Annotated in this window: 16 protein-coding genes; 6 read left to right on the forward strand and 10 right to left on the reverse strand. The window is 33.5% G+C overall.

The features are described from left to right. The first annotated feature begins 10 nt into the window (after positions 1-10). From BM239_RS10950 to BM239_RS10975, 6 genes are all read left to right on the forward strand, one after another. A complete protein-coding gene (locus BM239_RS10950; protein WP_092208512.1) occupies positions 11-1,306 on the forward strand; it encodes a Glu/Leu/Phe/Val family dehydrogenase in 1,296 nt (431 codons plus the stop codon). A 17-nt stretch (positions 1,307-1,323) separates the two neighbouring features. Further along, positions 1,324-1,737 (forward strand): GreA/GreB family elongation factor, encoded by a 414-nt coding sequence (locus BM239_RS10955; RefSeq protein WP_092208514.1) that lies wholly within the window; start codon positions 1,324-1,326, stop codon positions 1,735-1,737. Then, complete coding sequence (locus BM239_RS10960; protein WP_092208516.1) at positions 1,737-2,117, forward strand: hypothetical protein; 381 nt, start codon at positions 1,737-1,739, stop codon at positions 2,115-2,117. The genes BM239_RS10955 and BM239_RS10960 overlap by 1 nt, the downstream gene beginning before the upstream one ends. 276 nt (positions 2,118-2,393) lie before the next feature. Then, on the forward strand, positions 2,394-3,935 hold the full coding sequence (locus tag BM239_RS10965; RefSeq protein WP_092208518.1) for a S1 family peptidase: 1,542 nt from the start codon (positions 2,394-2,396) through the stop codon (positions 3,933-3,935). A gap of 42 nt (positions 3,936-3,977) precedes the next feature. Beyond that, positions 3,978-4,880 (forward strand): hypothetical protein, encoded by a 903-nt coding sequence (locus tag BM239_RS10970; RefSeq protein ID WP_092208520.1) that lies wholly within the window; start codon positions 3,978-3,980, stop codon positions 4,878-4,880. Between the two features lie 12 nt (positions 4,881-4,892). Continuing rightward, positions 4,893-9,347: a caspase family protein gene (locus BM239_RS10975; protein WP_092208522.1), complete on the forward strand. Its 4,455-nt coding sequence runs from the start codon at positions 4,893-4,895 to the stop codon at positions 9,345-9,347. An 8-nt stretch (positions 9,348-9,355) separates the two neighbouring features. Here BM239_RS10975 and BM239_RS10980 read toward each other — a convergent pair whose 3' ends face one another. The 10 genes from BM239_RS10980 to BM239_RS11025 form a co-directional block, all read right to left on the reverse strand. Beyond that, positions 9,356-12,343, reverse strand: a complete 2,988-nt coding sequence (locus tag BM239_RS10980; protein ID WP_092208524.1) for a tetratricopeptide repeat protein — start codon at positions 12,341-12,343, stop codon at positions 9,356-9,358. A gap of 6 nt (positions 12,344-12,349) precedes the next feature. Further along, a complete protein-coding gene (locus BM239_RS10985; RefSeq protein WP_092208526.1) occupies positions 12,350-14,314 on the reverse strand; it encodes a caspase family protein in 1,965 nt (654 codons plus the stop codon). A gap of 11 nt (positions 14,315-14,325) precedes the next feature. Next, a complete protein-coding gene (locus tag BM239_RS10990; protein WP_143094917.1) occupies positions 14,326-15,738 on the reverse strand; it encodes a hypothetical protein in 1,413 nt (470 codons plus the stop codon). Positions 15,739-16,019: 281 nt separating this feature from the next. Continuing rightward, the gene (locus BM239_RS10995; RefSeq protein ID WP_092208530.1) at positions 16,020-17,750 is read right to left on the reverse strand and encodes an APC family permease; all 1,731 of its coding nucleotides are present in this window, start codon (positions 17,748-17,750) and stop codon (positions 16,020-16,022) included. A 209-nt stretch (positions 17,751-17,959) separates the two neighbouring features. Next, positions 17,960-19,501: an acyl-CoA carboxylase subunit beta gene (locus tag BM239_RS11000; protein WP_092208532.1), complete on the reverse strand. Its 1,542-nt coding sequence runs from the start codon at positions 19,499-19,501 to the stop codon at positions 17,960-17,962. Between the two features lie 101 nt (positions 19,502-19,602). After that, on the reverse strand, positions 19,603-21,045 hold the full coding sequence (gene accC, locus BM239_RS11005) for an acetyl-CoA carboxylase biotin carboxylase subunit (RefSeq protein ID WP_092208678.1): 1,443 nt from the start codon (positions 21,043-21,045) through the stop codon (positions 19,603-19,605). A 161-nt stretch (positions 21,046-21,206) separates the two neighbouring features. Further along, a complete protein-coding gene (locus BM239_RS11010) occupies positions 21,207-21,692 on the reverse strand; it encodes an acyl-CoA carboxylase biotin carboxyl carrier protein subunit (protein WP_092208534.1) in 486 nt (161 codons plus the stop codon). A 68-nt stretch (positions 21,693-21,760) separates the two neighbouring features. Continuing rightward, positions 21,761-22,432 carry a PrsW family intramembrane metalloprotease gene (locus BM239_RS11015; protein WP_092208536.1) on the reverse strand — a complete coding sequence of 224 codons (672 nt, stop codon included), beginning with the start codon at positions 22,430-22,432 and terminating at the stop codon, positions 21,761-21,763. 30 nt (positions 22,433-22,462) lie between these two features. Beyond that, positions 22,463-23,014 carry an NUDIX hydrolase gene (locus BM239_RS11020; RefSeq protein ID WP_092208538.1) on the reverse strand — a complete coding sequence of 184 codons (552 nt, stop codon included), beginning with the start codon at positions 23,012-23,014 and terminating at the stop codon, positions 22,463-22,465. Positions 23,015-23,077: 63 nt separating this feature from the next. Continuing rightward, positions 23,078-24,166 carry a M42 family metallopeptidase gene (locus BM239_RS11025; protein WP_092208540.1) on the reverse strand — a complete coding sequence of 363 codons (1,089 nt, stop codon included), beginning with the start codon at positions 24,164-24,166 and terminating at the stop codon, positions 23,078-23,080. Between the last annotated feature and the right edge of the window lie 22 nt (positions 24,167-24,188).

A 24,188-nucleotide genomic window follows, 5' to 3' on the forward strand; every position in this document is an offset into this window, starting at 1 on the left:
AAATAAAAAAATGACTTTAACAAAAGAATTAAAAAAGAAAAAACAACCAAAACAGGGCATGTTGGAGAATGTTATGAAACAGTTCGAAGCTGCAGCTGAAATGGTAGAATTAAACCCAAACATTAAAAAAATATTAGCAGTAACCAATAATGAACTCATTATTCATTTCCCAGTACGAATGGATAATGGAGACGTTGAAATTTTTAAAGGTTATCGCGTTCAGCATAATAATGCGTTAGGACCTTATAAAGGCGGTTTGCGTTACCACCCAACGATTGACATAGATTCTGTTAAAGCTTTAGCGATGTGGATGACCTGGAAAACTTCATTAGCTGGATTACCATATGGTGGCGCTAAAGGTGGTATTCAAATGGATCCTAAAAAATATTCTCACGCAGAATTAGAGCGAATTACTAGACGTTTTACCTATGCTTTAGGAGAAAACATTGGGCCTGAACATGATATTCCAGCTCCAGATGTCAATACCAATGCACAAACTATGGCTTGGATTGCTGATACCTATATGTCTACAAAAGCGCCTTCAGAGCGTTCAAAAAACCAGCATGTTGTTACTGGAAAACCCATTGGTTCAGGCGGACTAGAAGGTCGTGATAGAGCTACTGGTTTTGGTGTGTACTTAACAATAAAATACTGGGCCGAGAGCCAGAATATGGACTTAAAAAATAAAACATTTATTGTTCAAGGTTTTGGTAATGTTGGCTATTGGGCAGCGCACTTTTTGGAATTAGAAGGCGCTAAAATGGTTGGTGTTCAAGATGCCTTTGGTTCTATTGCTAATGAAGAAGGTATTTCCGTTGAGCATTTATTTGAATTCACAAAAAACAACCAAGGTGCTGTTCAAGGTTTCCCTGGATCCACAGCTGTATTGAAGGAAGACTTTTTTGGTTTGGATTGTGATATCTGTATTCCGGCCGCTTTAGGAAATCAAATAACAGCTGAAAATGCTTCTCAAATAAAAGCATTTTTAATTGCTGAAGGTGCTAATGGACCAACAACAGTAGAGGCTGAAAAAATACTACAAGAACGTGGTGTTACTGTTATTCCAGATATCCTCTGTAATTCAGGTGGTGTAATTGGTAGTTATTTTGAATGGTTGCAAAACCGAAATGGAGAGCTTTGGGAACTGGATGAGATACTGATTAAGCTTGATAAAAAAATTAAAGAAGTATTCAGAAAAGTTTTACTAACCTCTCAAGATAAACAAATTGATTTGCGTTCTGCAGCTTATTTTATAGCTATTGAGCGGATTGAAAAAGCATATATCCAACGTGGAATTTTTCCATAAATAAACTTTAATTTAAAATGAAATACGGAAGCTTGATATTAGAAAAAAAAGAGTATATAATTTTAAAACGATTATTGAATTTATCTGCAAACTATAAAGAAGATACGCGTAAATACTCTATTAAGAGGCTGGAAGCCGAATTAAAGAATGCCGTAATAAATGATGATGAACTGGTACCTTTAGATGTTGTTCGTTTTAATTCTGAAATTACTGTAGCCACTGATGATGGTTGGAAAAACACCTTTGAATTGGTTACACCTAATGAAAAAAACTATCAAAATAATAAGGTATCAGTTTTAACACCAATGGGATCGGCTGTAATGGGGTATGCTCAAGATGATATTATTGATTGGGAATTTCCAGGTGGTATCAAGAAGCTTCGTATTGTAAATGTCAAGCAAAATAAATCAAACAAACACTATCAATTATAATGGAAACAAGTACATTTTTTAATCACAATACGGATGAAGAAATCATTCAAGTTAAACGAACGCAAGAGCTAGATATTTGGATTACCCATCTAAATTATGTGACAGATGAGAGTGATTGGCTGGCTAAAATAGCTTCTAATAAATTGAATGACAAATTGTTGCGTGATGCGTTATTGGAATCGTCTGAACAAAATGCAAATATCTTAAATGAGCTCTATAATTATAGAACTTCCATTGTAAAACATAATGAATGTAATGATTTAGAATGTGACGTATACTATATTAATTTACACGATACCTATTGTTCCAGATATAGGAAACATTTAGAAACGTATCGGAAAATTAAAAGTGACGTTTACATGAAAATACTCATGTCGTAGTTTTTTAATAATTAGTTATGTGGAACAAGCCATACTCATGAGTGTATGGCTTGTTTATTTCTAAAGATTAAATTTTAGTATATTATATTTTAAGTTAACTCCTCATTATCAGTATATTAACAAGTGATTTTGTTTTTTTTATTTAAATAAAATTGTGACTTGGTATAATAATTGGTTAATTAGCATTATGCTTACTTTGAAGTTTCTGACCCAACAATAACAGGAATGACAATTAAGTTTTTAATAACAACGCTATAGTATCAAAATTTTAATACCATGAAAACAAAATTTCTTATTTGTTCAGCATTCCTTTGCTGTTCAATTACCTTATTTGCACAAGAAAAGAATGACCCTGAACCTTTTCAATACCCATTTGGAGAATTAGGTTCAACACCACGCGGTGTTTTTGGCGATGACGATAGAAAAGAAGTAAGAGATGCCGAAGGAATCAAAGACTTTGTTCGTGCTACGGCAGCTATGGTTTCTAAAAATGTTATTGACGGTAATGAGCTTTACAGCTATACGCTACGTGAAATGCTTTCTGATCGTTTTGAGACCAAAAACTTTGATGAAAATGTTCGGTATCTTGATCAACCAACTGTAGCAAATTGCACTGGATTTTTAATTGCACCAGATATTTTAATTACAGCAGGACATTGTGTTAAAACGTTAGAAGATGCCCAAAAGTGGATTTGGGTTTTTGATTATACCAATGAGCTAGAGTATGATGAATACTATAAATACGTAGAAGTTCCTAAAAATAATATGTATGAAGTAGTGGATGTTCTAGCGTCAGTTTTAGATGACGAGACCAATCAAGATTATGCGGTATTAAAACTGGATAGAAAATCAGAAAGAGCACCGTATCGCTTTAGAACAAGTGGAGAGGTTTCTAAAAACAGTCAAGTTAATACCATAGGAACACCAACAGGTTTACCGTTAAAATTTTCAGAAAATGCCATTGTTGTTAGTAACGAAGAGGAACAATTTTTTAAAAGTGATATCGATGCGTTTCCCGGAAATTCAGGAGGTCCCGTTTTTGATCCGAATGGATTTATTGAAGGTATTTTAGTTCGTGGAGCCACACAATATAGCAATGGAACGTATTCAGGCGATTACATATACGACCCAGAATGTGACTGCGTAAAAACGGTTCAGTTTTCATCAGCAGAATATAATGCAGGTTGTCAAGCACATAAAATACATAAACTTCCAGGTGAAATTTTAATTAGAGCAGTCTATGAGAATTTAGAATATGCTATTGAAAACGGTTTGGTAGATCGTTTTAATAGTTGGAGTTCCTATTCTTGGATTTTTAACTATGAGTATACAAACCTGCAAGGTAGACTTGAATTTCTTGCTGCCCGAAATAAGGAATACAGTATGCTAGAGGCTATGTTGTCTGCTACAAAAGACGCATTAAGTCCTATTGATGGTTATATCCTTATGAAGGAGGCCATTGCAACGCAAGACACTAAACTCTTAAAAATCTTGCTAGATTATGATATCTATCCTGATGTTTCTTATGATAATCTCCCAACACCCATACAGCTGGCCGTTAAAAATAATTTTGAAACAGGAATTAATCAGTTAATTGATGCTGGTGCTGATTTAGGCGTTAAAGATTCAAATGGAAATAATTTATTACATCTAGCTGCTCAAATGGATCGTATTAATTTAATTCAGCTTTTTGTTCAACGAGGTGTTTCAGCTAATGAAAAAAACAATGACGGAGATTATCCTGAAAAAACAGCTAAAAAATCTGGATCTAAATCAAATTTTAAATATTTAAAAAACGCACGTAAGGGCAGATTATAGTCTTAATTTTATACATCAGTAATTAATTTATTATTTTTAAACATGAAGCATTTTATTCCATTTATTTTAGGTGCAATTCTCTTAAGTTCTTGTGGTGCACACCAAAGATCCCATATTAAAGCGGAAGAAGAATTTATTGTTTCCTTGAAACAAGCAGAATCTCGTGGAGGGATGATAGATATAGCGTTACAAGGGTTATTCATAGGAGCCAAATATCTAGCAGATCAAAGCGCAAAGCAATTAACAAGCTCATATGCACAGTCCATTTCAGTAAATGATTATTACAATACGTTTTCTGATAAAGTAGAAAAAACTTACGAATCAATTGAAATTTTTAAATACGCTAAACCACAGGTTGTTGAGGAAAAAACAAACATGACTCGCCTAATAACTAGTGATGTTAATGCGCTACCAAAAACACGTGGAACAGAAGGTGCTTTGTCCTTAAAAGATGTTATCCGTGATGACAAGGACGATCTTTTGAATTTTTATGCTAAAATTGATATTATCAGCGACCCAGAAAATCCTGGAGTAAGTCGCATTAGTTTTGATGCTTTACGAGTGTTTTTTTCCAAAACAAAAGTGTTTTCAGATGAAAACTTAAATGCACGGGTTTCTATTTCAATTGAAGGACAATGGCGAAGCACAGATGGTTCGCCCATGAAAAAAACACTAATTGAGCAAGAATACGACTTTAAAAATTTAAAGTATGGAGCAGACAACCAAATAAAAACACCAATTTTATCACCATGGTATTACGATATTCCTATTTCATCTGAAATAGCAAACAATAGTACGTATGGTGTTTTAAAAGTAAATGTGCAATTAGAAGAATACGAAGGTAATAAGAGTAAATACATTAATCAATTGCCAAGTATATTAAGTAAAAATAAAGATGCTATTGTAAAAGATGGCGCATCTACAATAAAAAAAATCACGAATTAATGATTGGTTAAAATGTACTTATTAAAAAAACGGCTACTTTTTTTAGAGTTTTGTTCAGTTTGTGTTCACAATCGAAACAAGATAGTATTAATTGTTTTTGCTTTTTTTACTCAAGTAACAATATCTCAAAATGACATAATAGCGGTTTCAAATCCTATTATTGATGCCACGATGCGTTTTGATACCCAAGAATTGGTATTGGCTACAGGAAATTATCTTTATGTTGTAAATACCGAGACATTTAAACTCACAGACTCCATAGCAATAAAACAGTTTCCAGATAAAACAGTTCAGAAAATTGAGTTTGTTAACGGAAATTTAGATGTTGTTTCAGCAAAATATGTAGCGCAAACAGCTTATGGATTACCAGCAAACCGACAGCCGTTTTTAGAGTATCCTCAAGACACAACTTATTTTTATAACATTCGGAATCATCAGTTGTTAGACTTAAAACTGCCTGGTAATGCACATATTGCCTTTGGCTCAGGGAATGTAAATGTTGTGGGTATGAACGATTATTTTGAGTATACTGATCGGTCTGGAAACCCAATGAAAGGTGCTAAAAAAGGAGGCTTTTATGTTAACCCTCAAAAATTAGAGATTGGCTCAAATGGGATTATAAAAAAGATGGCAATTTCACCAGATAACCAATTTTTAGCCGTTGCGTATTACAATGACTTGAAAGAAGGAATTTATCAATACACATTGGAATTACGCCAAATAAATGATATGTCTGTGTTGAATTCTATTTCATTTACAAATCATCCAAAAGATATTTTATTTAGCCCAAATGGGAAATACATACTTGTCGTTAAAACTTCGGATGATTATAGATTTTCAGAAAATGAAAACATCAGTATTTACAGTCGTGATAATCTATCATTGTTAAAAACAATCCCAGAGAATGTAACTATTGGTCATTATGTTGAAGGTAACAGTATTTGGAAAATGACAGATGGTGAAATTACCAATCAGGATTTTGAGACGGAAATTATTTCAACTAAAATTTGGTCTAATTTAACACCGTTTTTTAATATTCAAGGGTTTTTCAAAATCAATGAGAATGATCTCTTCATATATGGTTCAAATACATCTCAAATTAACTCAAACGGTATTCATGGCCTCTATAAATATTCTTTAAAAGATGATGCTATTTACGCAAAGGTAAAAACTGTAGCATCACAGGATACCATTTATAATCCTGAAGCAATAAGTATTCAAAAAAATAATTTCACCAATGGTTATACTAGGCTAAATAAGTCCAAAAGGCTCATGATTACAGGTGAGGGTGATAAGCTGCAAATTTGGTCAGTTTTAGACCGAAAAAAATTATACGATTTAAAATTTGAGAACTCCGTAACCGCTTTTTTAGGAGCCGATGAAAAAACGTGTCTTATTTTTGAAAAATATCAAGGACAAGGTTACAATGAGTTTTTAGTAAAGGTCTTAAACCTTGAAACAGGAATAGCACGTGTTAACTTACTTAAATCCGATTTTTTTAACCCTTTTACAACAAATATTTTTTGCTTTAACACAACTAACAACACTAAAAATTGGTGGTGTATAGGAGGTGGAGAATCACTAATTAAATTAAATACTGACGACTTAACAATATCCAAAGTACTAGATTTAGAAAACAAGAATTATACTAATACTACCATTCATGATTTTACCTTATTACCAGATAATTCAACCATTTTAATAGAGCATTTTAATGACAACACTAATAATATAGGTCGCGTTTCAGAAAGTGAAATTAAAGCATTAACGTTAGAAACTTTTAGTGTTGGGCAGGAGCAAGTTGTTAAAACGCAAGCATTAACTGGACTTAAAACACTCTTTCCGTTTTCAAATACCCAGATTTTAGAAATGGACAAACAGTCTGTTTCTATTAATAATTTAGAAACAAATACCCAATCTCAATTTATTAAACTTACAGATAATCACGTTGAATCTGTTGTTTCTCATGAAAACAATTCCTACGTCGTTCTTACTAAAAATGATTATAAATTTTCAGATAGTTTGGAGGTTCATCACTATGATTCACAAACCAAAAAACTTGAACGCCGTTTTTCATTACCCTATGGAAGCTCTAATTTTTTTGCTGATAAATTTGGAATTACCTATCAGTACCAATCTGATATTTATACGTATTTACCAAATCAGGAACAGACTATTTCATGGAAAATCGGCGAAACACTATTTACCCAGAAAGACGATATTAGTTTGAATAAAAATGGCTATTTGCTGTTTAAAAATGAATGGTTGGTTGACCTAAAAACTTTGGAGGTAGACAAAAAACTACATAGTTTTAATCATGCAGCCCTACTACATAATACAGATGATTTATTGCAGATAGATTCTAAAGTATATAATGTGGATAGGCCGTATTTTCAATTCAAAATAGCGCCAATAGATGCGCTTGAAAACGATATATGGGTAAGTGAAAAAATTTATGAAAAAAAGGATTCTAATTTTTCGTATACCCTTAAGGTTTCTCCTAATGATACATTTGCCATTGCTTTCGATAATGCTACTTACAGCAATTCAGGGATAATGTATGTTATTGACTTAAAACAACAAACAGTTAAAAAGCACAAGTTGGATTTTCCAGTTCAAAATGTGTCATTTTCAAATCAGGATTCTCAAGTGCTTATCAGTTCAAACCCATATGGTGTTTCAAATACCGTGAAATCTTTATTGTTTGACACACAAACACTGGACGTACTTTATGAGTTTGATAAGATTATTCATCAATTAGATTCTGATGGAAATAGTTATCAAACCGATTACCAAGATGTTTTAGTAACCAATATCAATGCCGAAGCAAGTAACCAACCCGAACGTTATTTTGCACGTTCTTTTTTAAAAACAGTTACCTATCTATCCGATAAAAAAGTACTTATAGCAGGTGATGATTCTGGGAATCTATTTTTTTGGAAAAAAGACACAAAAACACCGTTTAAGAAATTAGGATTGGGTACTTCTGAAGTTTTATCGTTCTATAGAAATAACAATAAACTGTTTGTTTTATTAAAAGATTCAGAAATAAAGATTGTTGATTTAAATAGCTATAACTTGGAACTTAATATGTCTTTTTTTGAAAAAGATGAAAGTGTTTCAATGGCTTTCGTGACACCCAAAGGTTATTTTAAAGCCTCCAAAAAAGATATTCGAAATTTCCATTTTGTTCAAAACTTATCAGCATTTCCGATATTGAATTATGAGTTGTTTTTAAACAGACCAGATACCATATTAAGAATATTAGGTTTCGCTGATGACACGACTATTGACGTGTATAAGGAAGCTTTCTTAAAACGTTTACAACGTCATGGATTCACCGAGAATACCAATTTTCTAGAAGTTAAGCGTCCAGAATTGGAACTATTGAATAAAAACAATCTTCCATTGGTAACGGAAACCAGTACTTTGAAGTTACAGATTAAATTATCGGAAACTGCTACTAAAATTCATATTTATGCCAATGGTGTTCCTATTCTTAAAAAACCTGTTTCTAATCAAATTCTAGAGGAAACTATTAAACTTCACAGTGGCGAAAACGCCGTTACTATTGTGGCTTTAAATGATAACGACGTGGAAAGTAATCCAGAAACTTTTACTGTAACTCATGCTAATCAAGATACGGACTATAGCGTGCATTATATTGGAATTGGTGTATCTGAATATCAAGATAGCACAATGAATTTGCGATACGCTGATAAGGATGTTAGGAGTTTATCAACTTTTTTCAAAGCCAAATATAAAGACCAAGTGGTAATTGATACCCTAACGAATCAGATGGTAACCAAAAAATTGATTAAGGAGCTGAAAGAGAAACTAAAAAAAACAACCATTAATGATATTGTAGTGGTATCATTTTCTGGTCATGGATTAGTAGATGATGATTTCAATTTTTATTTCGCCACGCATGATATTGATTTTAATAATCCAAAACCGAATGGATTGGCATATCAGGATATTCAGGATTTATTGAGTGATATTCCAGCAAGACGAAAGTTGTTGCTTTTGGATGCTTGCCATAGTGGTGAATTAGACGAAACAGAAACTTTACAAAAAACGAAATTAACAAACGAAAATGTTTCCGAGTTTACACCAAAAGGCAGTATCGGTATTGAAAGTAAAAATAGTAAGCAAGGTTTAAAAACCAGTTTTGAGCTGATGCAGTCTCTATTTTATGATTTGGACCGTGGTAATGGTGCTTATGTTATTTCTGCAGCAGGCGGTAAAGAATTTGCTTATGAAAGTGATGATTGGAAAAATGGCGTGTTTACATATAGTTTTATAAACGGCATGTATGATTTGAGTTATGATACCTGGAAAGGGAAACAGCAAGTGCCCATTTCGAAGTTAAAGGATTATATTTATAATTCGGTAAAAACGTTAACAAATGGCCAGCAAAAGCCCACATCTCGTTCTGAAAACGTTGAATGGGATTGGTCCTTTTAATACCTCATTTAGTTACCAAGAATATAATTTCTAATGGTAGATCCGCTATAAAGTTCTTTCAATTTGTTGGAGCGCAGTAGCATAGGGTTTGTTTTGCTTTTTAACGCATAACTTTTGTTTCTATCGCCTTTAAAGGCAAAATAAACGGATGCTAATAATAAATTAGGATTCGAATTAAGATTCATTAACTGCCCGAAATAGCTATCTACTTCTTGTGTTTTACTTGCATCAATTCCAGTTTTTACAAGGATTTCTAGTACAGAAATTTGGTCTGTTTTTGTTTCACAAAGTTTCAATGTTTTTTCAGAATTATTAAATGCCAATTCGGGTTCATTATGAAGATAAAGAAATTCAGAATAGGCTAATTCTGTTTCTGTAGAAGGATTGATTTCGGAAGCTAATCTAAATAATTCTTTGGCTTCAGCTGGCGTACCAAATTTCAGCTTGTTTCGTGCTGTGGTAAGCATAAAGGTTGCAATATCACTTTTTTTGTTTTTAAAAGGATCTGACACAGTTGCTTTTAAATAATGTTCTTTAGCATCATCAAATTGATTCATTTGTAATTCACTGTAGCCTAAATTTGTATAACCGTTAGAGTAGGAGCCGTCTATACGCAAAGCTTGTTTATAAGCTTCAATGGCTTTGGTGAATGCACCATTAGATACGTAGGTTTGCCCTAAAAGATTATATACATCTGGGATTTGAGCATTTTTAGCTAAAAGTGTATTTAAAAGTTTAATAGACTTTTCCTGTTGATTTTGTTCATTGTATAAATTAATTAACTTTGAATATGCTGGTAAATAATACGGATTTTTCTCTACGGCTTTTAAATAATTTATTTCCGCATTCCGCGGATCTTTAATACCTTCATTTAAATAATTACCATAATAATAGTAGGCTTTGGCATTATTTGGGTTTTTTGAAATCCCTGTTTCAAAACTTAATTTGGCTTCAGCGGGTTGTCTTAAATTTCGTAATAACCATCCATGTCCTGCATAGGTCCAAGCATGTAATGGATTTTTATTAATAGCTATTTTATATAATGAATCAGCTAATAACAAACGTGTTCGTTTTCTGTTATTAACGCGTAAATAGTCGGCATAATCTGTATAGGAGGAAGCGTCATCTGGATTTCTATCAATGGCGTTTAATAATAAAGTTTCAGCAGTTTTTGGGTTCAGGTCATGATCTTGAATATAGTTAAATAAACCATACTCCGTTATGGTGTTAATTGAATCTGCTTGAATGGCCTGATTGTGGTAGCCTACCGATAAAGCTGCATTTCCTTTTAGTTTTTCTAAAGCGCTCAATTTTTGCAACGCGATGGCATGGTTGGGATGAGTTTTTAAAATTGTTTTGTAATAGACTTCCGCTTGTTGGTATTTACCTTGACTTACATTGAGATCACCTAATCTTAAGTTGGCTTCAGTATTCGAGCCTTTTAGCCCTAATGAGGTGTCAAAAAACTGTTTAGCATCGTCGTATTTATACTGGTCTAATAAATTTTCGCCTAAATTGTTTACTGGATTGGACCAAGTGCCAATTAATTTATTAGCCTCTTTAAAATGATAATGAGCGCTATCATAAACAGCTTCAGAGTTATAAACTAATCCAAGAGCATTATGGATGTATGCACCACGAGGTTGCATAGTTACGGCAGATTTTAGTTTACGTTTCGCTATGCTGTAAGCAGGGAAATTTTTACTTCTTATTATGGCATAAGCATCTAAAACTAATTGATTTACTTGAATTTGCTCACGGAAAAAGTCATCATGATCCATAAGCTCCAAACAGATCTCTAAATGTTGGGCTTGTTTACTAAACTCGCGGCTGCTAGGTAATTTTGTATCTCCAGAAATATATTGATTGATTAACTTTTGTGCTGAAGCGGAAAGCTCTTTAATTAGTTTATATTGCATGGACTCTAAAACCTTTTCAGATACAGATTTGGATGCTTTCGCTTTTTTATAAAGTTCCAATGCACTGGAAGGCCTGCCATAGTAATTTTTAGCTTGAATGGCTTTTGAAAAAGCTAAAATTTCTGGAGCTTTTTCAGTATTGAGATTTACAGAACCTCGTGACGCATAACCTTCTATTTTACTCAATTCGCTTTCAACAACCTCAAATGCAAGTACCGGATTATTGGGGTTTATGGCTTTAAAAACAGCACGGTCGTTTGATGTTCTTACAACAGGTGTTTGGTTCTGACTATATTTTTTTGAAACTGTATTGTAAACATTTTCGTATAAATAATCGTCAATCTCCCGATATATCACATTATTGTCAGTGTTGGTATCGGCATTTCCCATTAAACCTTTTACCAGATAGTACGTAAAATAGCCATGTTTAATTGCGCTGTCTTCGTAGGATAATTCATTGGGTCCACAACTTAAAATTTTTGTAGCATTTTCAAACATTGCTTGAATAGTTCCCATATTTTTCTGGGTACCTTCCTCAAAAATAAATCCCGAACGACAGGCGTCTAAAATTAAAATAACTTGTGCATTTTTACTGGTAATATTTCCTATAACCCGATTGTTAAGTAAAGCTAACGGAATAGATCCGCCAGCATAATATTCCTGATTGGCATTGGCATCTGCCGCTAGTAGAAAACCTGCTTTTTCACCAAAATCGTCAACCACATCACCATGACCAGCAAAATAGATATAAACTGTATCATCTGTTTCTACGGTATTTAATAGCTTTTTTAATTCGCGTAAAATATTTATGGCTACAGCGTCTTCGTTGGTTAATAAAACCATGTTTTCTTCTGGAACATTTTCTACTCTTTTTAAATAGTCATTAAAAAGGAGGGCATCATTGTGTGCGTAATTGAGTTTTAGTTTGTCTTCTTGATAGTCTGATATTCCAACAATCAAGGCATGTTTTTTGCCTATATTTTTGCTTTCTGTACTTTCACCAATGGCACCTCTTTTGCCTTGTGCAAAAGTAACTACTTGAAAAAAGCAACAAATAAATAAAACAACACACCTCATAACCAATTACTCTTTTACTATTTCATAAACAAACTCGGTACTGTAACCGTCCATATTTCCAGATGCTTCAGTACCCTCTGAACCACGGGATTGCGTATAGCTATTTTTTATAAAATTTTCTAACGGATTGTTGTTGGTACTGCGAGTTCTTTCACCACGAGTTTCAACAGTAGATTGGAAATTAATGGGAGAATCTGTAGCAAATCCTTTTAAAATTAACCGTTCGTAAGGAGGTCCAAATCGGTAAACACATTCTTTGAAAATCATGGTTTTTCCAGGTGCTAATTTACGGTCGTCGTTTGTTAAGCGACATTTGTTATTTGGCATAAATGGTGCAATTTCGCCCTTGCTATTAATTTCAATTAAACTAAAGTAAAGTGGTCTATTACTTTTGTTAGTAACTTCTAGCAACACATGATCTATTCCTGGTCTGACTTCTAGAATCCCTTCCGAATTGTTATAGCTATCTTCGGGAAGGCGTGCGCCTAATTCACCTATTTCAGCAACATACTCTACAGGTAAAAGTTTAAAATCGAATTCATAATCGTAATTCTTTAAGCTTAAATTTTTCAAATACATACCTTGTGCATAATTAAACAGTTTGTTGTTTAAATCCGCCTGTACATCGGTGCCACGTTGTTTGTTAGTGGCATCAAAGACATCTAATCCTTTGGCACTATTTAAAGTATAACCGCTTGAAGTTTTTGAAATAACCACATCTGCTTTCAAGGTATCGTTAACAACAGAACCTAACCCATTTTTATCAAGAAAAGAAGCAACACTTTTTTGGATTTCCGTATCTGTATCAGGTTCTAAATATACCTGAATGGATATGTCTCCGTAAGTTGGTTTATCTATAAAAACCCAATAGTTTTTTTCATTTCTATCTGTTAATGGCTTGTTTAATTTTATAAAGGATTCATTAAATTTGGCATTACTTATCGTTCCTTTGGCTAGTGCTTTTCCTTCGTCAACTTTTGTTGTTCCAGCAGGCATCACATAAACAGTTGTGTTATTAAATAGGCGTTGTAATTTTCCACCATTAATTTGTATTACGGTAGAGGTTGGAATTTTAGTGACTTCAAAATAGGGTTGTTGTTTCACATAATCACCTTTAAATAATTTGTAGTCAATATCACCTTCGATAGTTGGTTTTTGTTTTGGTGAAATGACATTCATATTTGCTGCAATATTGGAAAATAATTGTCGGTAGGTAAAATCACTTCCCAGTTCGTTCATGGCTTTAGAAAACGCATAGCTTAATGACCCAACACCGTCATATTCATAATTAAGTTCGTTTGCTGAAGCTCCTGAAATCATAACAAATGGTGCTGCGGTATCACTAACTTTTTCCCGCTCTAACATGGCACTTCCTGTGCTGTCATCTTGGTCTTTAGCTTTCCAGTTTTCAGGAGCAAAGGTAGCTTCACCACCACGTGTTATACCACCACGAGTAGCAGAGCCAGAGTGGCAACTATCTAAAATCATTAATAATTGACCATCTTGACCAAGTGTGTTTCTTAAATTAGTAATAATATTATGCAATTCATCGTCTCGTAAATGATTTTCACCTTTATAATTGTGTGTGTATCGAACCCAAGCATCAATTGGAACGAGCGATTCGTCTTTGTCATCTATTTCATCACCATTATCATCAAAAATTTGTTGGCCATGTCCTGAATAGTGTATGACAACTATATCGCCAGGTTTTAACTGAGATTGTAAACGCGCCAGAGCATCTAATATGCCTTGTTTAGTTGCTTGTTCGTTAATAAGTGTAATGATGTCCTTTTCAAGAAATCCTTGGTTTAATAATGCTCCTTTAATTAGTGGCACATCATTTACGGAACTAATACTGCTCCAGCCAGTACTTTTCGGGTAGTCGCCTACAGCAATAATAAGGGCATGTTTGTCAGCAAAACTTGCTTGTATGGTAATTAAAAATAAGAATATAAGGCTTAATTTTTTCATGAATTGGTGTTTTAATTTAAATCGAACAAACTGAATGAAATTCCAAAGTAGTATCCGAAATCGTAAACATTTTTTGTAAAATTATCTATATCAATTATATCTGTTGTTTGGTCAACCTCTAAACCATTTGTTAGTTGGTTTACAGGGCCATAAGCAATACCTCCTGATAACGCAAGACGACTTTTACTACCAAAAAATAAGGAAGGACCTAATAGGAAATTAATACCTTTTAAATCTTCAGTAATAGGAATGGATAAACCGAAACTTCCTCCAATATTAAAGTTCTCACCAATAACTGGATAGAAGTTTATCATGGTGCTTAAATTAGGCACAAAATAATCGTTTACGTCCGCTCCAATAACACCGTTTTCGTCTATATAAAAGTCTTTTGCACTGTCGCCAAAATTATTTAAAGTTAAAGCCACGCTTGTATTAATTTTAAAACCGCCTTTTGAAAATAATTTAAGATTTCTAGTTTTTAAGGTGCTTTGTGAGTTTTCAACATTAGACGTTTTAGAAAATTCGCTCTGAACAAATTTTAATTCAATATTCACTTTATCGGCTTCAATTAAGTAATCGTAGGTTTGTTCAAATGATGATGCTTCTAAAGTTGCATACAATTCTTCTATTTTATTCAAGTTTTCAGATGAGTTTATGGAGGAAGCATTTAAAGATTTTAGCATGTTTTTTAAATTTGTATACGCATTATTATGTGCAACCAATTCACCGCGAGATAATTCTGTATTTGATACTTCTTGCTCATTAATATCTGTTGCTAATGCATTTAATTCTGAAGCGAGCTCTTGTGAGTCCTCTTGAACAACACGTTTCATACTAGATAAGAATACATAAAAATTATCTTCTGGATCGCTAACACGTGAATCACTAACCTTATTTGCCGCATTTTTAACATTTGCCAAAATAGCTTCTTTATCTAAATTTGGGTTTAATAAGTTAGACATTAAGGTGGATTTAATGGCATCAATATTTGAAGAAAGTTTATTAAGATCGGAAAACTTATTAGAAACGCCTGCACCTCTTGAAGCAACTTTTTGACTAAACATACTTTCGTCAATGGGTAAATTATCCACATTCAAACCAAGATCACCTCCAGAAAACGAACTAATGCCTCCTAAAAGTGAGCTAAAATTGAAACCACCAGATTCTGAATGGATGGCTTCTTCTTTTACATCTGCTTGAATATCCATAGCAAACGGGTTTACATTTTTTAGTTTTAATTCAACCAGACTATTTCGTTTAAATTTAGGTTTCAAAAGTGTGTCATCTACCTTGTTATACTTATCTAGATGGTAGTAGTTAATTTCTTCTGTGTTGTAATCGTATATTACACGATATTTCTCTTGGGCATGCACCATAGAAAAAGTAGACATTAGTAATAGCAAAACTGATAAAAATGGTTTCATAACTAGTTTAGTTTTATATGTAGTTTTTAAATTGTTAGCTGTTTACAGTTGGGATTAACAAACTAAAAATTAACATAAATTTAAATAAATAATTCATCTTTAAAAGACATTCCTAAGAAAGCTTTGAAGAGTTATCTTACAAGTTCTATGCCACGAGATTTTTTAAAACTTATCAATTGAAGTAATACGAGTATTTAAACATTTGATTTTCAGTGTTTAAATATGTTTTAAATTTTGATAAAATGTAACAATTTGTATGATGATTAAATTTTACTATTTAATTAAATAATTAACCGAACATCACCTAAATCCTGAATCTTATATGGAAATGTTTCACCAGGAGAACCAATAAACATGAAGTTAATTGGGATATTATATTTTTCTGATAATTCTTTAATTTTTTCAGGATTAAAATGTCCATGTTCTTCTATAAATTCAATGTGAATTTCAGGATAAGCCCGATCTAATACAGCAATATCACTTTGTAAATTTTTGGGTGTCACATAATCAGGCTTTAGTACGGTTACAATTTTCAAGCGCTTGGTATGTTCGTTTTTCTGAATATATTGTAAAACTTTATTCAAAGTGGATACATCATCATGATTTGTAAAAAACACGAATTCCTGATTATTTATGTGGTGAATTGTAAGTAACAGTTTTTTATTTAATTTTTCGAAAATAGGCAAATTAGAAGGTATTATATATTTTATGAATTGTAAAAAGCCACGTAATATTTGAATTCGAAATAACATAAAGCCAACGATTAAAAGTGTCGGGATGAGGTACTCCATAAAAATAATTAAGTAGGGCGGATTTAAAACAATGTTTCCAATTAATGCTAATAAAACACCTGCTATAGCAAGTATAAGTGCGCCCACACTAGCTTTTTCTGGTCTTGGTAATTGTTTTCTATTAATTTTTAGCAATATATTTCCAACAGCAAAAAGAATCATGACACTTAAAAACGCAATGGTATATACACCAGCTAAAGCTTTTAGATTGCCTTGTGTGATAGTTAGGATGGTTATACATAACAGAAAAAAACTGATAGAAATAAGATAAGAACTTCCTCTTTTATTCCTTTTTAGAAGAAATTTTGGTAAAATTCTATCTAAAGCCATCCGTTCAACCAAACCACCAACACCAACAAAAGATGTTAAAACAGCACCACTTAAAACCAACACTGCATCAATAGATATAATATAAAATAACCAGTTTCCGCCTGCTGTTTGGCCTAAAAATGAAAGTAGGGTTTCTTCGTGATTTCCAATAACAGAAATGGGAATAATTGCTAATGCTAAAAAGGCCAGCAATGGATTGAAAATTGTAACTACAACCCACATATTCCGTAAGGTTTTAGGAAATACACCTGGCTTTTGCTCTTCTACATAATTTGCAGAACTCTCAAAACCACTAATACCTAACATGGCAGCGGCAAAACCAAAAAACAGAGCCGTAGTTATGCTTCCTTCTATGGGATTTTTAAAATTTGCTATTAGACTTTCGTATCCATTTTGAAATAAATAGATACCACAAAAAACACATAAAAGTGTTAAAGAAGTTAAATGAAAAATAAAAATAGCAATAGCTACCTTTGATGATTCGCCAATGCCTAAAATTACAATAATCATAAACAGCGCCAGTAAACCAATGGTTGTATAAACTATGGGAATGCCATTCCAAAGACTGTGTGCATATTTAACCGATTCGCTTGCCGAAATAACGGCAGTAGCCATATATGATAATACCGTAAGTGCTGCGGCAAAAGAGGCTGTCGATTTTTTTGTTGTATTCAATAAAGCATTGTAGGCTCCACCATTTAATGGTAAAGCTCCAACAACTTCACCATAAATTTTTCTGAATAAAAAAAGAATTAATGCAACAATAAGTAATGAAATCCAGGCATATTGTCCAGCATAAACAATGGCAAGTGCAGAAACATATAAACAAGAAGAGCTTATGTCGTTACCACAAATGGCAGTGGCAGCCAATTGGTTTAAACGTTTTTTCATAAAAAAAGCACATAATGAGTGTACTAAAGATAGTCATTATGTGCTTGGAATTTTTAAAAGCGTATTAAGTTTTATAATATTTTCAATCGAAATACATGAAATTAAATAATAATAAATTTTCTCTAAATCATGATAGCGTAAATTATGATGTTGATGTTGTGTTTCCAAAACAACTAACTGTCATAGAAATATTATGCTTAATGAGTCATTTACAACGGAATATTTCCATGTTTGCGTTTCGGTTTTTCAACTTGTTTATCTTCTAGCATAGAAAAAGCTTTAATTAATTTGCGTCTAGTAGTTTCGGGTAAAATAACTTCATCAATAAAACCACGTTGAGCAGCACTATATGGGTTGGCAAACAAATCAGCGTATTCTGCCTCTTTTTCTTTCCATTTAGCCTCTTTGTCATCAGCTGCATTAATGTCTTTTTTAAAGATGATTTCTGCAGCACCTTTGGCACCCATTACTGCAATTTCGGCACTTGGCCAGGCGTAATTCATATCAGCACCTATGTGTTTAGAGTTCATAACATCATACGCACCACCATAGGCTTTTCTGGTAATAACCGTTACTCTTGGTACTGTTGCTTCGCTAAAAGCGTATAGCAATTTTGCACCATGAACAATAATACCATTCCATTCTTGATCTGTTCCTGGTAAAAAGCCTGGTACATCTTCTAAAACCAGTAAAGGAATATTAAAGGCATCGCAAAAACGAACAAATCTAGCGGCTTTTTTCGCGCTATTAACATCTAAAACACCAGCTAAAAACATGGGCTGATTAGCAACAATACCTATACTTTTTCCGCCTAATCTGGCAAAGCCTACTATAATATTTTCGGCGTGGTTTTTATGAATTTCGTAGAAAGAATCGGTATCAATAATTCCAGAAATAACCGCGTGCATGTCATATGGTTTATTGGCATTGTCTGGAATAATTTGTGATAATTCCTCGCGCATTTCATCAGCTAATTCATAAGGGATATCTTTTGTTTTTTCTTGATTGTTTTGAGGTAAGTAACTCAATAATTTTTTAATATCTTCTAGACATTCTACATCATTAGTTGCCGTAATATGTGCCACACCAGATTTGGTTGCATGTGCACTTGCGCCACCTAGCTCTTCACTAGTTACGTTTTCATTGGTAACCGTTTTAACAACATTTGGGCCTGTAACAAACATATAACTTGTGTCTTGAACCATGAGCGTGAAATCCGTCATAGCAGGTGAATATACGGCACCTCCAGCACAAGGTCCCATGATAGCAGATAACTGTGGAATAACGCCTGAAGCTTGCACATTACGGTAAAATATATCTGCATAACCACCAAGCGAACGGACGCCTTCTTGAATTCGTGCGCCTCCAGAATCATTAAGTCCTATAATAGGAGCACCCACTTTTACAGCTAAATCCATAACTTTACAGATTTTTTCAGCATGTGTTTCTGAAAGAGAGCCTCCAAAAACGGTGAAATCTTGCGCAAAAACATAAACCAATCTGCCAGAAACGGTTCCATAACCTGTTACAACACCATCCCCATAATACTGTTGCTTGTCCATCCCAAAGTCTTTGGTTCTGTGTGTGACTAATGCGCCTATTTCTTCAAATGAGCCTTCGTCTAAAAGATATAAAACGCGCTCACGAGCGGTGAGTTTTTTGTTTGCATGTTGCTTTTCAATACGTTTTTCACCACCACCTAAATAGGATTGTGCTAATTTCTCGTTTAAGGTTTTTATTTTTGAATCCATTTTTTTTATGTTTTCTCGCTAAAGTGCAGATGCATTTAGCTTTTGAAATTTTTTAATTTATTTACTCGTTGTTATTGGAAACTGTTTATAGTAACTGCAAACTATTTAAGGGGTACTCGCAATAATTTCTGATCCGCTAAATACTGTTTTACGGCTATCATAGCTGCTATTTTTGCTTCGGCTTCTTGACTTTCTTTTAATGCCTCTGGGGAATAAAACTTTTTTACAAAATGGGTATCAAAATTACCGGAACGAAAGGCTTCATGTTTGCAAACAAATGATCCAAATGGTAAGGTTGTTTCGATACCTTGAATATGATAATCTGCAATAGCTGAAATCATTAGCTCAATAGCTTCTTCTCGTGTTTTTCCATAGGTAATAAGTTTGGATAACATCGGGTCGTAATAAATTGGAACGTCCATACCTTCTTCAAACCCGTTATCTACACGAATATTTTTACCTACAGGTAGTTTGTAAACCTCTAAATTACCAACACTTGGTAGGAAATCGTTTAAGGGGTCTTCAGCATATACACGTAACTCTAATGCATGACCGTTTATTTTTAAATCGGATTGGCTTAAGGGTAACGCTTCGCCACGTGCTACCCGAATTTGTAATTCTACCAAATCGGTATTACTTATAAGCTCGGTAACAGGATGTTCCACTTGTAAGCGTGTATTCATTTCAAGGAAATAGAAATTATGATCACCATCTAGTAAAAATTCAACTGTTCCAGCACCAATATAATCGCAGGCTTTAGCCACTTTTATGGCTGCTTCACCCATTTTATTTCGTAGTTCAGGAGTGAGTACAGATGAAGGTGCTTCTTCTACAACTTTTTGATGACGACGTTGAATACTACATTCCCGTTCAAATAAATGAATAATATTGCCATGTGTATCTGCCATGACTTGAATTTCAATATGGCGTGGCGAGGTTACATATTTTTCAATAAAAACAGAACCATCACCAAAAGCAGAAGTTGCTTCACTAATGGCACGATTCATTTGCGATTCAAAATCTGATTCTTTTTCAACAATACGCATTCCTTTTCCGCCTCCACCTGCTGAAGCTTTTATCAATATGGGAAACCCAATATCTTTAGCTATTTTTTTAGCTTCAGGTATGTCTGTAATAGCTTCTTCGGTACCTGGTACCATTGGTATATTGTAGTGTTTCACCGCTTCTTTAGCTGCTAGTTTACTACCCATTACTTTAATAGCTTTGGATTTTGGACCAATAAATATCATGTTATTGGTTTCGCATAACTCTGCAAAATCTGCATTTTCAGATAAAAAGCCATAACCTGGGTGGATGGCATCTACCTCTAATTTTTTAGCAACTTCAATAATTTTATCACCTAACAAATATGATTGATTGGAAGGTGCTTCGCCAATTAAAACAGCTTCGTCTGCATATTTTACGTGTGGAGCATTCCGATCTATTGTTGAATAAACGGCTACCGTTTTAATTCCCATTTTTTTTGCTGTTCGCATGACACGAATAGCTATTTCACCACGATTTGCTACTAGTATTTTTTTCATTCCCATCGTTACCTTCCATACAGAAGGATTTTTTTATTTCAAATTCCCCAAAAAGGGATAATTTATTTGTTGTTCCTGTAAAAAACAGGAGTCTTACTTTTTTCTATGTTCTTAAAGGTCTTTTTTTTTGATTAAAGCGAATAAAATGTGCTTCTTAATTTTTATTCGAATTCAAGTAATAGTTGATTCTTATCAACGGCATCGCCTTTACTTACAGAAACCGACTTTATAATGCCATTTCTAGGGGATGTAATAACATTTTCCATTTTCATGGCTTCTAGAATGATTAAGGTATCATCTTCATTAACTTCCTGACCCGCTTGAACGGCTATGTCCAAAATTAAACCTGGCATGGGCGCTTTAATGTCATTAACTTGTTTGGAAGCGCCAATTTCGAAACCTAACTCTTGTATTAGCACATCTAAATAATCTTCAATTGCAATTTGATATAGCGTACCATTAATTTTTACCTGATACTGTTTTGCATTGAAATCTCTTTGTAAAATCTCTGCTTTGTAGGATTTGTTATTTTCTAAAATATGAAAGTGATTGGCGTGCTCTTTAACACTGTCTAGGGTTTCAATAGACTCTTTTTTAAAGTCGAATTCGTAAGTGTTATTAACTTTTGTATGATAAGTTTGACTCATTGATTTATTTTTAGAAGTGTAAATATAAGGAATATGTACCGTTTTGTTCAAATGGGTTTTAGATTTTACTAAACTTTGAAATGAGAATCATTTTGGTGACGTTTAATAGCGTTTCGCGATAAAACAATACCAATAAATAAGGAGATAAAAGCACCAATCCAAATCCCTGGAATAAAATCAATAAACAAGAAAAAGTCATACGCACCATGAAAAACAATGGCCAGCAATAATCCAATGAGGTTTAATAATCTCTTATTTTTAGAGAATTTAGCTTTTCCCATATAATAACCCATTAGTATACCAAACGTAGCATGAGCTGGAATGGCAGTAAAAGCTCGTAAAAGCGCTGCTTCGTAACCTCCTTCTAATACATACATAATATTTTCGGTTGCAGCGAAACCCATAGAAACCATTACGGCATATACAATTCCATCAAAAGGTTCGTTGAAAGCTTGTTTTGGCTGTGCGTAATAACGAACAATGATGTATTTACTGAATTCTTCAGTAAAACCGACAACAAAAAATGCTTTAATAAACATTTGAAGTACACTTGCTTCATCTAGCAAGAAATAATAATCAAATAGAATATAGAGTAGGGTTGTTAATATAACACTAACAAATGCGCCAAAAAGAAACGCATAAAAAAGTAAGAGTTTAGGTTCTTTTTCGTATTTATCTTTTAAATAAATATATAGAATTATGATACATACAGGCGCTATGGCAACAAGGAATAGATTCATGAAAGCAAAGTAATTAAAAATAATGGAAACTTACTGTGTAACTAACGTTATGGCTTTCAAAACAGACTCATAATATTTCTTGTTTGAGGGTACAAAATAATTCGTATTTGTACTGTGTTGTAAAAGCAATTTAAACTGATCTAGAGTTACTAACTGTAAGGCATCAACTTCCTCTGGTTGTGGTTTTAGTTTATTAATAGAAACCGGTAGTTTAGCTATGTATGTGTGGTGGAATTCATTATCAATGATTCCATTTTTATAACTTTGAAAGCAAGGGAAGACGCCAATTTTTTTTAAATCAAACTCTGAAATTGTTAAGCCAATTTCTTCTTGTGTTTCACGGATAGCAGCTTGTTCAATCGTTTCACCTGCATCTACATGGCCAGCAACTGATACATCCCACAGAAGCGGACAAATAACTTTTTTTACAGATCGTTGCGCCAATAATATGTCGCCTTTTGCCGTATATAACCAAATATGAGCCGTGTTATGATGATAGCCTTTATCATGAACTTCCGACTTTAATGCGGTTTTGCCCGTTTCTTGGCCTGTTTTAGTAACGATATCTATGCGCTCATCCATGTACAATTATTTAAGTGGAAAGATAAAACTAAAAAAAACTCCCACTTTCGTAGGAGTTAAAATTTATTTAAAATATGAAAATGTTTCACCATCTTTCATTTTTAATAATGTTTCGTAAATCATTTTAATTACATTTTCAACATCATCCCGATGCACCATTTCTACAGTGGTATGCATATAACGTAATGGTAATGAAATTAAAGCAGAAGGCACACCTCCATTGCTGTAAGCAAAGGCATCAGTATCTGTACCTGTAGCTCGAGATAGGGCAGCACGCTGAAACGGTATCTTTTTTTCTTCGGCAGTTTCTGTAATCAAATCACGCAATTTTTGTTGTACTGCAGGAGCATAAGCAATTACAGGACCAGCACCTAATTCTACAAAACCTTGCGATTTTTGTTCTATCATTGGTGTTGTAGTATCATGAGTTACATCTGTAACAATTGCAGCATTTGGTTTGATAGTTTGAGTTATCATTTCAGCGCCACGTAATCCAATTTCTTCTTGTACCGAGTTGGTGATATATAAACCAAAAGGGAGTGTTTTTTTGTTTTCTTTTAAAAGTCTGGCTACTTCAGCAATCATAAAACCACCCATACGGTTATCCAATGCGCGACAAACAAATTTATCACCATTTAAAATATGAAATTCATCGGGATACGTAATAACGCAACCAACGTGAATGTCCATTTTCTCTACTGCTGCTTTATCTTTGGCGCCAACATCAATACAAATATTATCGGGTTTCGGTGCTTCCTCTTTACTTTTATCTCTGGTGTGAATAGCTGGCCATCCAAAAACACCTTTAACAATACCGTTTTTGGTGTGAATATTCACTATTTTACTAGGTGCAATTTGGTGATCGCTACCACCATTGCGAATAACATATATTAGTCCATTATCTGAAATATAATTTACATACCACGAAATTTCATCAGCATGCCCTTCTATAACCACTTTATATTTGGCTTTTGGGTTTACAACGCCAACGGCTGTTCCATAGGTATCTGTTATAAACTCATCCACATACGGTTTTAGGTAGTCCATCCATATTTTCTGACCCTCCCACTCATATCCAGTAGGTGATGCATTATTTAAATATTTTTCTAGAAAGTCCATGGACTTTTTATTTAGTATACTCTTTTTTGCCATCTGATTTATTTTTGCACTAAAA

Source organism: Algorimicrobium echini, from assembly GCF_900115185.1.
Taxonomy (GTDB): Bacteria; Bacteroidota; Bacteroidia; order Flavobacteriales; family Flavobacteriaceae; genus Algorimicrobium; species Algorimicrobium echini.